The sequence below is a fragment of the Pseudoalteromonas sp. SG41-5 genome (assembly GCF_014164495.1).
Taxonomy (GTDB): Bacteria; Pseudomonadota; Gammaproteobacteria; order Enterobacterales; family Alteromonadaceae; genus Pseudoalteromonas; species Pseudoalteromonas rhizosphaerae.
The window spans coordinates 1-12631 of sequence record NZ_JACJFH010000020.1 but is presented as its reverse complement, the minus strand read 5'-3'; the positions used below and the strand labels follow the sequence as shown (position 1 = coordinate 12631).

The 12631-nt window shown below is 41.7% G+C and carries 11 protein-coding genes; 7 read left to right on the top strand and 4 right to left on the bottom strand.

Going from position 1 to position 12631, the window contains the following annotated elements; all coding sequences use genetic code 11:
- Window positions 1-16 precede the first annotated feature (16 nt).
- From ribE to H5232_RS07520, 5 genes are read left to right on the top strand one after another with little or no spacing between them, the layout of a single operon-like run.
- Window positions 17-481, top strand: coding sequence for a 6,7-dimethyl-8-ribityllumazine synthase (gene ribE, locus H5232_RS07540; RefSeq protein ID WP_145241133.1), 465 nt, complete (start codon window positions 17-19; stop codon window positions 479-481).
- Window positions 482-496: 15 nt separating this feature from the next.
- Window positions 497-907, top strand: a complete 411-nt coding sequence (gene nusB / locus H5232_RS07535; protein WP_182830726.1) for a transcription antitermination factor NusB — start codon at window positions 497-499, stop codon at window positions 905-907.
- 44 nt (window positions 908-951) lie between these two features.
- Window positions 952-1926 carry a thiamine-phosphate kinase gene (gene thiL, locus H5232_RS07530; RefSeq protein ID WP_149981196.1) on the top strand — a complete coding sequence of 325 codons (975 nt, stop codon included), beginning with the start codon at window positions 952-954 and terminating at the stop codon, window positions 1924-1926.
- The gene (locus H5232_RS07525; RefSeq protein ID WP_145241127.1) at window positions 1923-2408 is read left to right on the top strand and encodes a phosphatidylglycerophosphatase A; all 486 of its coding nucleotides are present in this window, start codon (window positions 1923-1925) and stop codon (window positions 2406-2408) included. Before thiL ends, H5232_RS07525 begins: the two co-directional genes overlap by 4 nt.
- Before the next feature lie 29 nt (window positions 2409-2437).
- Entirely contained in the window at window positions 2438-5524 is a 3087-nt protein-coding gene (locus H5232_RS07520; RefSeq protein ID WP_149981195.1) for a ligand-binding sensor domain-containing diguanylate cyclase, read from the top strand.
- A 124-nt stretch (window positions 5525-5648) separates the two neighbouring features.
- On the opposite strand, the gene H5232_RS07515 is transcribed toward H5232_RS07520, so the two are convergent.
- The 4 genes from H5232_RS07515 to H5232_RS07500 form a co-directional block, all read right to left on the bottom strand.
- Window positions 5649-7811: a hypothetical protein gene (locus tag H5232_RS07515; protein WP_179959160.1), complete on the bottom strand. Its 2163-nt coding sequence runs from the start codon at window positions 7809-7811 to the stop codon at window positions 5649-5651.
- A gap of 396 nt (window positions 7812-8207) precedes the next feature.
- Window positions 8208-10073: a 1-deoxy-D-xylulose-5-phosphate synthase gene (gene dxs, locus H5232_RS07510; RefSeq protein WP_145241123.1), complete on the bottom strand. Its 1866-nt coding sequence runs from the start codon at window positions 10071-10073 to the stop codon at window positions 8208-8210.
- Window positions 10074-10178: 105 nt separating this feature from the next.
- Entirely contained in the window at window positions 10179-11066 is an 888-nt protein-coding gene (gene ispA / locus H5232_RS07505) for a (2E,6E)-farnesyl diphosphate synthase (RefSeq protein ID WP_182718318.1), read from the bottom strand.
- Window positions 11067-11069: 3 nt separating this feature from the next.
- Window positions 11070-11312, bottom strand: coding sequence for an exodeoxyribonuclease VII small subunit (locus H5232_RS07500; RefSeq protein ID WP_145241119.1), 243 nt, complete (start codon window positions 11310-11312; stop codon window positions 11070-11072).
- 301 nt (window positions 11313-11613) lie between these two features.
- On the opposite strand from H5232_RS07500, the gene pomA reads away from it, so the two are divergent.
- Entirely contained in the window at window positions 11614-12381 is a 768-nt protein-coding gene (gene pomA / locus H5232_RS07495) for a flagellar motor protein PomA (protein WP_145241117.1), read from the top strand.
- Window positions 12382-12383: 2 nt separating this feature from the next.
- On the top strand, window positions 12384-12631 hold a 248-nt coding region (locus H5232_RS07490; protein WP_310736865.1), incomplete at its 3' end, for a flagellar motor protein MotB.

Genomic DNA, 12631 nt, shown 5'->3' with positions numbered 1-12631 from the left:
TTTTTAGGGTTATCGAATGAAAATTATTGAAGGTAATAAATACGCTCCTGGCAAGAAATTCGCTATCGTTATTTCTCGTTTTAATGACTTTATTGGTAGCAGCCTATTAGCTGGTGCTGTTGATGAATTAAAACGTACTGGTGGTGTATCTGATGATGATATTACCGTAGTTTATGTACCAGGTGCGGTAGAATTACCTTTAGCGGCGAAACGCGTTGCAGCAAAAAAAGAGTATGATGCAATCATCGCTTTAGGCGTTGTGATCAGAGGTGGTACACCACATTTTGATCTTGTCGCTGGCGAATCAAATAAAGGCTTAGCGCAAGTGTCGCTTGAGTATGATATCCCGATTGCATTTGGCGTATTAACCACTGAAAGCATTGAGCAAGCGATTGAACGCGCTGGCACTAAAATGGGCAACAAAGGCGGCGAAGCTGCTTTAGGCGCACTTGAAATGGTTAATGTGTTAGATAAAATTTAAGTTTAAGGAATTTTTGTGAAACCAGCAGCAAGACGTAAAGCACGTATCTTAGCACTTCAAGCCGTTTATTCTTGGCAATTAAGTGGCAATGCCATTGCCGATATCGAACAACAAATGTTGATCGAAAACGATGTGACTAAAATTGATGTTGAATACTTTAAAGATCTTTCGCGTGGTGTTGCTATAAATCATAAGCAACTAGACGATGCAGTATCGCCACATTTAACTCGTCCATTTAACGAGTTAGACCAAGTTGAACGCGCTATTTTACGTTTAAGCAGCTATGAGCTGAAATTCCGTGAAGATGTACCTTATAAAGTTGCTATCAACGAAGGTATTGAGCTTGCTAAGATATTTGGCGCTGAAGACAGCCATAAATTTGTTAATGGTGTACTTGATAAAGCGGTAAAGCATTTACGTAAGTAATGCGACCGTAAAAGGAGAGCCGGCATAGGCCGGCTTTTTTGTGTATGAAGGAATTTGAATTAATAAATCGCTACTTTAAAGGTCGTGGCATAACTCGTCGCGATGTTAATTTAGGGATTGGTGACGATTGTGCATTGGTTACTGTTCCTGAAAATTGTCAGTTAGCGATTACCACCGATACACTGGTAGCAGGCGTACACTTTTTTGATGACATCGATCCGCGTGCATTAGGCCATCGTGCCCTGGCCGTAAACTTAAGTGATTTAGCTGCTATGGGGGCTGAGCCTACGTGGGTTTCGGTTGCTTTAACGTTGCCAAATATTGATGTTGAGTGGCTGGAAGAATTCACCGAAGGCATGCATGAAATCGCAGAGTATTTTAATGTGCAAATCATTGGTGGCGATACCACGCAAGGGCCGTTAACAATTACTATTTGTGCTAAAGGTACAGTGCCTGCAGGTAAAGCACTGCGCCGAAGCGGTGCTAAAGTAGGTGACTGGGTTTATGTTACAGGGCCGCTAGGTGATGCCGGGCTTGCGATTGAAGCTCGTAAGCAAGAGATTAAGATTGCTCCAGAGCACTTAAGGTACGTTAATCAACGATTTGATTACCCAACTCCGCGTGTTGCTGCGGGGCAAGTATTACGCGGTTTAGCATCATCAGCGATTGATATCTCAGATGGTCTATTGGCAGATCTTGGGCATATTTTAGCTCTGTCGCAAGTTAGCGCTTGTATTGATGTGAATAAAATACCAACCTCGGATGCATTGCGTGCTACTTTAGAACGAGATCAACAACTGCCGTTTATCCTCAATTATGGCGATGACTATGAGTTGTTATTTACGGTACCTGATAGCAATAAAAGTATGCTGGAAATGAAATTGCGCCAGTATGGTGTAGATGCAGCCTGCATTGGACAAATAAAAAGTGGTGAAGGCGAGGTTGAGCTGATGCTCGATGGCGAAAAATTAGCATATGATGATGCTGGTTTTGAACACTTCACCAAGGAGTCGGTTTGAATAAACCTGCATTATTTAATTTAAAGCGCCCTCATCAATTTTTTGGTTTGGGCTTTGGTTTAGGGTTAGCGCCTAAAGCGCCGGGTACGTTTGGTACCTTTGCTGCGCTACCGTTTATTTTTACTACTATGTATTTCCCGCTGTGGTTACAAATTGTATTTGCGGTAGTTATTAGTATTTTTGGTATATGGGCATGTGGCAAAACCGCTGATGATCTGGGAGTACATGATCATCCCGCGATTGTATGGGATGAAGTTGCCGGATTTTACATTACCATGATCGGAGCTGCATTAAGTTGGCAGTCTTTGTTAGTGGGTTTTTTGTTATTTCGTTTTTTTGATATCGCTAAACCAGGTCCTATTCGCTTTCTTGATAAGCGGGTTCATGGTGGTGTAGGTATTATGGCGGATGATGTTTTAGCTGGTATATTTTCTTTAATTTGTGTTCAGGCATTGTTTAAAATGGGTTATTTGCCCTTTTAACCTTAGTTTTGCAACGAGGTATTGACGTTATGATGCGATTTTTATTGGTTATTATTGTGCTGTTCTGCAGTATGCCAAGTAAGGCGTCAATTACCGACTATGTTGTAAAACAATGGAATATGCAAAATGGCTTACCATCGCAGTCACTTAAAAGTGTCGTGCAAGATAAGCAAGGCTATATGTGGCTGGGAACTCAGTTTGGCCTCAGTCGCTTTGATGGCAATACATTCACTAATTACAACACCTTAAATAGTAATTTCTTACCCAGTAACGGCATTAATAAATTACTAGTCGATAGCGAAGGCTATTTATGGATTGGTACTAAAGATGGTATTGTGGTCATCGATCCCACCACTATGGCAGCGCAAGAGTTTAGTGTAAAAGGCCCTGTACGCGATGTTATCGAAGATGCGAAAGGCAGTATTTGGATAGCAGCGAATGGCCTGTACTTTGTATCTCGCAATCAGATCAATGTCAGCGCAGTGCATGACTTACTAGTCCCTGTAATGAGTGCCAGTTCAGTAAAGCAGATTGTTGGTACTGTCAGTCAGCTGGCATTATCGCCAGAAGGGATCTGGCTGGTGAATGAACGATACTTGCTACGGTTAACTAATTCCTCCTCTGATTTTGCAAAATTACGCTTAGAACTAACTGCTAAGGTATCTATACCTGAGCGTTTAGCACAAACGATTATTCACGATTTAGCATGGCTGGAAGGCAACTTATATTTAGCGTCAGAGCTCGGTGCTTACTTTTTAGATTTAGACGACGAGTTAAGGCCCTTTCCACTGCCCAATGCGAATAACTCAGCGGTTTATAAATTTATGAGTGACTCAAATGGAGCACTGTGGATTTCGACCTATGGGCGCTTACTGTTTCGAGACAACTCCGGCGATTGGCAATGGGTTGAACCGAGCCAACTTGACCAAAGTATTTGGTTTGCTGATTTATATCGCGATAATGATAATAATATTTGGCTTGCGAGTTTTAGTGAAGGATTATGGCTTGCGCACGAAGGCCGAATAGAACGTCACTCAGCTATATCACAAATGACCGAAGCGGTTATGGCCATTAGCCAAGCGCCCGATGGGAGATTGTGGGTCGCTAACCGCAGTGGTGTAGGCTACTTTGATTTAGATAAAAACTTTATCAATCAAATCCCAAGTAATCAATACGGACGTGCAGCCGTGCATGATTTACAGTTTGATGGCTCACGTTTATATATCGCCACTGGACGTGGTGTGTATATTTATGAAAACAACACCTTGTTCACTGTCCCTGGACGCGCTTTAAAAGATAACCCGGTGTTTGCGATTAGTCGCTCCAGCAAAGGAGGCTTTTGGCTTGGTACTGGCCGGGGTATGTATCGGCTTAGTTACGGTGGTTTAACCCCATTTGCTTATAACGCATTTTTAGGCAGTAAGTTTATTACTTATGTCGTTGATGAAGCTAATTTTGGTTTAATTGGCACTAGCAAAGGCGCTTACTACTTTACCGATCGTGGTATTGAAAAAATTGGCGATCAAACGAGTCTTGAAGGTGCTTATGTTACAAGCATCTTAAACATTGATGGAGTTGGTATATTAATCGGCTCATTAAATGATGGTTTATTTTATCGAAGCACACAAGGGCATTGGCGTCAGTTAGATGCTACCAATGGCTTACCTTACGGTTCTATTTTTAGTTTACGTTATGATGAAAAGCTCAAGCGCATATGGGTTAGTACCATGAAAGGTGTCTACCGAATGCCGGTTGAACAGTTTAGTACCGATATTGAAAGCTTAAAAGTAGAGCAGGTTATTTCGTCATACGATCGTCAACTTGACGGTAAGGCCAGCCAGTGTTGTACCGGCCTTGGCCATGACGCTGTGGCGGAGTTAGGTAATTCAATGTGGTATCCGAGCCTACAGGGGGTCGTGGAGATCCCTAAGGATATTGAGCTGTTTGGCGTTAAACCATTACAGCCAAAGGTTGAGAGTTTAAATACTGGGATACGTAAACTTGCAACAGCTGCATTAGGGCGTAATCCTGAATTAGAAATCGATGAACGTGATATCACCCTTAAATATACAGCGATAGACTATTATGCACCGACCAGTATTGAGTTTCGCTATCGTTTAACTGGTTTAGACAGCGATTGGCGTTATGCTAATACCCGTCGTGAAGCTATTTATACCAATTTACCGCCTGGTGCATTTTTGTTTCAACTTGAGGCTAAACGACAAGGTGAAGGCTGGCAGAAGGCGCAACGTACGGAATATTCATTTGTGGTACCAAGACGGTTTGATGAAACAATTTATTTTCGGTTGTTGATCACTGGTAGTTTTATTTTATTATTTTATTTAGTGTTTTGGGTATTTAGAAAGCAAGAGCGTCGTAAGCAAACCGCGCTTGAAAGTCTGATCACGGAGCGCACCGGGGAGCTGCGACAAGCTAATGATAAGCTAAATCAAGTTAACTCACAGCTAAAGCTTATGAGTCACTCAGATGAGCTTACTGGGCTGAGAAGTCGTCGCTTCTTATTTGATCAACTACCAAAAGATATAGAGCACTTTCAGCGTAACTCACAATCATTACAAGCGCAGGGAAAATCCTTGGTGTTGCTAATCATTAATTTTGATAATTTTAGCCGCATTAATGACGCTTATGGACCGATTGGTGGTGATAGTTGTTTGCAGCAAATGGCTGCATTGCTTAACTCTCGTACCCAAGGATCTGATTATGTTGCCCGTTGGAGTGGTGATGAATTCTTGTTACTGCTACGTGACTTTAAACGCACTGCAATCGATAGTTATGTTGCGCAGCTGTGTAAAGTAATTGCTGATCACACATTTAAGTTGCCCAGTGGTGACAGTATAAACTTGACTGCATCGATTGGCTTTTCATTTTACCCATTACCATTATTAGGTGGTCAGGTTATTGGTTGGGAAACCTCTGTCAACTTAGCGGATATCGCGCTACATCAAGTTAAAAAGCGCGGTGGCGATGGTGTTGCAAACATCACCTTTGATGAACAATTAGATGCCTTTGAGTTTGAGCAAACCAACAATGTTGAGCAACAACTGAGTGTATTACAAGCTAATGGTTTAGCAGATATCAAAGTGTGGATGCGCTAATTGGCTAATTATGCGTTTGCTTATTCTAAGACTGCTGTTAGTTAAAGATAAGAAATGCCTTAACTCGAAAAGTTAAGGCATTGGGAGGCCAACTAAAGGCAGTTAATTTGACTGTCCTTGATGGTTAGCGATTTAGCCAGCTTGGTAAAATAGCAACAGACTCAGGAGCTGTGAATGAGTAGCTTACGCTGGCTGCAATATCACCGCTGGGGCTATTGAGAATATTATCAAACCGCATGACTAAGCCATTTGATTTTTCGGCTACGTATAAATGATTGCCGGTAAACATAATATCGACAGGATTACCGAGCATGGTTGCAGGTCCGGCGATATTGACACTGACATTGTTCAAACCTGATCCGGTTCCTGCATTATTTAATACAAACAATTTACCATCAGTGGCGTCAGCGGCACTGCCTACATCTGAGACAATTAATGAGTCACTTAGTGGATCGTAATCAATGCCATGTATATTGGTAGGGGCTGGGAATGCGACTCCTGCTGTTGCGGGTGTAATTAAGCGATCTTCCCCGGTTACAGTGCTCATACCCGCCATTAGCTTGCTTTTAACTTCATCAAAAACAGCAATAGTCCCATTGGTTAATGCCACAAATGCTCTATCAGTAGTGACATCATAGTCAACATCCCATGGACGTGCACCACCGCTTGCTGTGAGCGTCAAAAGGGGCGTTACATCACCCGTAGTACATGTTGAGAATATTAATATTCCCGGTGTTGTGGCATTGTTTTCAGCGACAAAAATCATCCCACTGTCTGATGCTACATCAATACCTTTTGGCGAGATTAGGCCGGTATTACTGCCGCTGATGATAGAATCTTGGCTTAGTGTAAATACCTCGCCATCACGGTGCATCGCGACTTTATTGGAAATAACAATTCCACCTACAGAGGTTGTGCTGTTATCAAAGCTCGCATAGCTGTTACCGGCTTTATCAAAGGCAACACTTTCGATTGTTTGACTTGCATTATAACTGCCAATTTCACTTGTTAACTGTGCATTTAGACGTGAAATTTGTCCTGTTGTAGGGCCTGCCGCGCTTGGATTACTACTTACAGCAATACCCATCAATGGCATATTAGTCATATAACTGTCAGATACATCAGGCATATCATTATGCATCACTGTTGCGGTTATTGACTCTGGCTTAATCGTTGCGGTGACGCTATCTGGACTAATGTCACCACTGACGCCATTAAAGATATTGCTAAATACCAGAATTGCATCATTAGATTTTTCTGCAACGCGTAAGTCGCTACCAGTCAGGCTGATATCCACAGGGTTACCAAGCATAGTAGCAGGGCCAGCGATACTGCGAGCAACCGTGGTATTGCCAGTAGCAAGGGATGCGTTGTTGATCACAAATAATGCGCCGTCGGTTGCATCACTGGCACTGCCGACGTCAGAAAGTACTAATTTATTTGTATCAGCATCATAAACGATACCATGAATATTAACGGAAACTTTGTTACCGCTTGCATCACTGGGTGTGATTGTACGAGTTGCCATAGCGGTAAAGCCACCATCTACATAATTATCGTATACTGCAACATCACCATTAGTGAGTGCCACATATAAGCGATCGTTTATATCATCGTATGTTACATCCCACGGTTTTGCGTCTGTAACTGTACTAGCTAAAGGCGCTGCATTTCCTGCGGCGGTAGCACCAAAGACAGTGATCTGCATGGCATTAAAGTCAGCGGCAAAAATGAGTCCGCGCTTATTTGATATATGAATACCTTTGGGATTGACTAACGTAGTGTTGCTGCCGGTAATGGTACGATCACGATTACTGTCAAACATACCCCCATCGGCACGGCTTAATACTTGGCAAACGGTGCTAAGAGCGCCATTACCAGAATCGCTGGCTTGAATTAAATTACCTAAGCTATCAAATGCAACACCTTCATTTGCACCACTATTAAATGTTTTTAACTTTGCAGCATTTTGATTAATCAAATCAACGGTGCCTGCATTATCAGCACCATTATTAGCCAAAATAAAAGTTGCTGCTGCAAATCCTGGAGTACCATCTGATCCATTCGTGCCATCGCTACCATTTGTCCCATCAGCGCCATTACTACCATCGACGCCGTCCATGCCCATTTCACCTTGCGGGCCTACAGCGCCATCTTTTCCATCATCGCCACTACAGCCGGTTAAGCCAATCAAAATTGCTAGAGTAAGCGCAGACAAACAAAGTTTACTGGTCATTAATTGTGCGTGAATAGATTTGGTGCTTTCGCCTGATTTTAACGTTTTCATAACTTGTACCTTCTTAAATATTCCATCAAATGTGAACATACAAAGAGCTTGGCTTAAAACAGCTTATACCAATCGTGTTAAGTTGTTAGTCATTTATAGCGACGGATAAATAGAGTGATAACAAGGCATAAATTTTTATATGTAGTTGTTCTACATGAAAAATTCATAACGCCGTTAGCGCTTTATTTAGCACGCTAGAAAGGCTAAATATTTAAGTCGATTGGTATTATATAAAAGCGTGAACACTTTGCTCACGAGCTAACCTCAGTGAATAAACGTGGCAGGGAAATAATTGGATGCAAGAAAGTTGAAAAAAAGTGAGATTTTTTTAAATGTTTGAAAATAAATAACAAAGGAGCCTACGCTCCTTTGTTATTTTATTAACTTAAACTTTGGTTACTTAGTAATAAAGTTTTTTATGCTATCGAGTATACCTTGTGAGCCTAAGCCCATTTCATCATGCATTTGTTCTTGCGTGCCATGCTTGATGAACTCATCAGGAATACCTAAATTAAGGATGCTTACTGTTGCTTTTATAGCTGCTAAATATTCATTAACAGCAGAGCCTGCACCACCAACAATCGCGTTATCTTCAAGGGTTACAATGACGTCATGATCGGCTAATAAAGTGTCGATTAGTGCGCTATCAAGAGGTTTAACAAAACGCATATCAACGAGGCTAGCATTTAATTCATTGACTGCCAGTTGAGCGTTTTCAAGTAAAGTACCAAAGGATAAAACTGCGATTTTAGCGCCTTGTTTAATCACACGACCTTTACCAATTTCAAGCTCAGTCATTTGCTCGCAGATTTCAGTTGTGCCAGCACTACCACGAGGATAACGAACTGCAACAGGGCTGTTACAACGATAACCAGTGTACAGCATTTGCCGACATTCATTAGTATCACTCGGTGCCATGATAATCATATTGGGGATACAACGGATAAAGCTTAAATCGTATGCGCCTTGATGAGTTTCGCCATCAGCACCAACAATACCAGCACGGTCAATTGCAAATAACACGGGTAAGTTTTGCAGAGCAACATCGTGAATAAGCTGATCGTAGGCACGTTGTAAAAAGCTTGAATAAATAGCGACAACTGGTTTTAAGCCTTCGCAGGCAAAACCTGCGGCTAAAGTAACCGCGTGTTGCTCGGCAATGGCAACATCAAAATATTGCTCAGGGTATTCTTTTGAAAAACGCACCATGCCTGAGCCTTCACGCATAGCCGGGGTGATTGCCATAAGCTTTTCATCTTGACTTGCCATGTCACACAACCAATCGCCAAATACTTTAGAAAAAGTCGCAGCGCCTGGTTTTGATTTTGGTAGGCTGGAAATCGCAGGGTCGAACTTAGGTACGCCGTGATAGCCTATTGGATCTGCTTCTGCTGGTTTATAGCCTTTACCTTTCTGGGTTTTGATATGCAGTAACTGCGGCCCTTTTAGGTTACGCATATTGCGCAGTGTATCAACCAACATGTTTACATCATGACCATCAATTGGGCCAATGTAATTTAAGCCTAACTCTTCAAAAAAGGTGCCTGGGATAACCATGCCTTTTAAGTGCTCTTCCATGCGGCTGGCTAATTCTTTTACTGGTGGCACGCCAGATAGCAGCTTTTTACTACCTTCACGAATGTTAGTGTAAAAACTGCCTGATAAGATACGAGCGAAATGATTAGTTAGTGCACCGACATTTTCAGAAATCGACATTTCGTTATCGTTTAATATGATCAGCATGTCAGATTTAACATCACCTAAGTGATTCATTGCTTCAAACGCCATGCCCGCGGTAATCGCACCATCACCAATAACCGCTACTGTTTTTCGTCCTTTGCCTTCTTTTTGCGCCGCAATTGACATGCCTAAAGCAGCAGAAATCGAGGTGCTTGAATGGCCAACACTAAAAGTGTCGTAGTGGCTTTCTTCACGAAATGGAAACGGATGTAAACCGTCTTTTTGGCGGATCGTGTGCATTTGATCACGGCGCCCTGTGAGAATTTTATGTGGGTATGCTTGATGGCCTACATCCCATACTAAGCGATCTTCAGGGGTGTTATATACATAATGAAGCGCTACAGTAAGCTCAACTGTGCCTAAACCTGATGCTAAGTGACCACTACTTTGCGAGACTGAGTTTAGTAAGTAATCACGTAACTCATTACTAAAAGCAGGTAATTTGTCTTGCGCTAAATCACGCAACTGGGCTGGTTCGTCAACCAAACCTAATAATGGATACTTGCTACTATCAAGTGTCATGATTTTTAATACATCCTTCGCTAACCAGAGGTCATTATAGCGTAATATTACTCTGATTCTTTAGTTATTTTGTACATCATTACTTGCTCAAGCTAGAGCCTAGAATTAATAATCGCGTTCAACAATATATTTTGCCAAGTTTTCTAGCTCAGAAGTGTCAGCATCTATTGCTGCTAACGCATCGAGTGCGCATTTTAGTAATGATTGTGCTTTTTGTTTTGCACCTGTAAGCCCAAGTAGAGCAGGGTAGGTCGCTTTATTTGCTGCAACATCGGAGCCTTGTGGTTTACCTAAGACTTGGGTATCACCTTCGATATCAAGAATATCGTCTTGCACCTGAAAAGCCAGCCCAATTGCATCACCAAACTGTTTTAATTGTAATAATGTTTGTTGATTTGTATCAGCTGCGCATAATGCACCTAAAGTAATTGCACAATTTAACAAAGCACCTGTTTTTAATTTATGGATACGTTCGAGCTCAGCTAAATTGACTAATTTGTCAGTCGCTGCAATATCCAGTGCTTGACCACCGACCATACCTTCAATACCCGATGCTTTGGCAAGTGCTGCAATCATTTTTAACTGTTGCTGTGCAGGAACGTTAAATGAATGGTTAGCAATTAAATCAAACGCTAATGTTTGCAGCGCATCACCGGCTAAAATAGCATGAGCTTCGCCATAGACAATATGGCAAGTCGGTCTACCACGTCGCAGGTCGTCGTCATCCATCGCGGGTAAATCATCATGAACTAACGAATAACTATGAATACATTCAATAGCAGCAGCCAACACGTCTAAATCTTGTTTATTTGCGCCAAGCATTTTTCCCGTGGCATACACTAAAAATGGTCGTAATCGTTTACCGCCATTTAAAACGCTGTAGTGGGTGGCTTGTTTGATGCTGTGCTCGGTATCGAGCGGTTGCTCAAAATACCGATTGAGAGTGGCTTCAACATCTTGTTGAGCACATTTTATTTGCTCTGTTATTAACACCCGTTATTCCAAATCATTATCAAAGTTAGTAAGTGGTGACTGACTATCACTACCCATTAAAATAGCTACTTTTTGTTCAGCTTGTTGTAACTTACTTGAAGATGCGCCGGCTAAAGCAATACCGCGTTCAAACTGTTTTAATGATTGCTCAAGGGAAAGCTCTCCTTGCTCCATTTCTGTGACGATTAAGGATAATTCATCAAGCGCTTGCTCGAAGCTTAGGTTCTCTGGTTTTTTCGTCGCCATACTGATTTAACTTAGATGATAGAAATGTGAGGCCAATTTTAGGGGGAATGCTAAACTAGGTCAAAGGGTGATGCATTTTTTTTGAATAATTAATTGTTTTCTTGCCACTTTTAATTATTTATACCTTTACTTAAGCCTTGCAGGTTATCAATGGTAGCTTAAAATGCTAAACAGGGTTGAAAACTTTCATTTCATTTTTTTCATTAAATGGTTTAAGTAATTCAATAGATTGCCGATAAGCTGTTAATAATAAAAATTTGTTGCTGGTAGCAACAAAGCATCGATTCCTCTGGAGGGGTAAGTGGATTTAGCAACCATTATAGGTATTCTCGGAGCTATTGGTCTTATTGCTATGTCAATGGTACTAAGTAGTGGCGGCGAAGTGGCTATGTTTTATAACACGCCATCGGTGGTTATTGTTTTCGGTGGTTCGATTTTTATAGTGTTATCAAACTATACGATGAGTCAATTCCTCGGTATCGGTAAAGTCGCGGCTAAAGCCTTCATGTTCAAAATAGAGTCACCTGAAGAGCTTATCGAAAAAGCAGTTGAACTTGCAGACTCGGCCCGTAAAGGCGGATTTTTAGCACTAGAGGAAGCAGAAATACCCAATGCGTTTATGCGTAAAGGGGTTGATATGCTTGTTGATGGTCATGACGCTGATGTTGTTCGTGCCACCTTGCAAAAAGATATTTCTCTTACTTCTACTCGTCATGAATCGGGGGCCGGTTTGTTTAAAGCGCTTGCCGATATTGCGCCTGCGATGGGTATGATCGGTACTTTGATTGGTCTAGTTGCGATGTTGTCGAATATGGATGACCCTAAAGCGATTGGTCCTGCGATGGCGGTAGCGCTTTTAACAACATTATATGGTGCGTTTTTAGCAAACGTGGTGGCAATTCCTATCCAAGTAAAATTGGAATTGCGTAAAGACGAAGAAGCAATGAATCAGCGGCTAATTTTAGATGCGGTATTAGGTATACAAGATGGCCAAAATCCAAAAGTCATCGAAGGTATTTTGAAAAACTACCTCGCTGAATCAAAACGAAAAGTGGATACTGAGGAGTAAGCATGTCAGATCAAGAGTGCAAGTGTCCACCACCCGGGTTACCAGCATGGATGGGTACCTTCGCGGATTTGATGTCACTATTGATGTGCTTCTTTGTACTTTTACTCGCGTTTTCAGAAATGGATGTACTTAAATTTAAACAAATCGCAGGCTCAATGGAGTTTGCCTTTGGGGTACAAAATAAAATAGAAGTAAAAGATATTCCCAAAGGAACATCAGTTATCGCGATGGAGTTCACCCCAGGGAAACC

Bases quoted from the DNA above. Each gene is read 5' to 3' on its own strand.
- H5232_RS07520 (WP_149981195.1), top strand. From the start codon at position 2,438: ATGATGCGATTTTTATTGGTTATTATTGTGCTGTTCTGCAGTATGCCA.
- dxs (WP_145241123.1), bottom strand. From the start codon at position 10,073: ATGACACTTGATAGTAGCAAGTATCCATTATTAGGTTTGGTTGACGAA.
- thiL (WP_149981196.1), top strand. From the start codon at position 952: ATGAAGGAATTTGAATTAATAAATCGCTACTTTAAAGGTCGTGGCATA.
- H5232_RS07515 (WP_179959160.1), bottom strand. From the start codon at position 7,811: ATGAAAACGTTAAAATCAGGCGAAAGCACCAAATCTATTCACGCACAA.
- ribE (WP_145241133.1), top strand. From the start codon at position 17: ATGAAAATTATTGAAGGTAATAAATACGCTCCTGGCAAGAAATTCGCT.
- H5232_RS07500 (WP_145241119.1), bottom strand. From the start codon at position 11,312: ATGGCGACGAAAAAACCAGAGAACCTAAGCTTCGAGCAAGCGCTTGAT.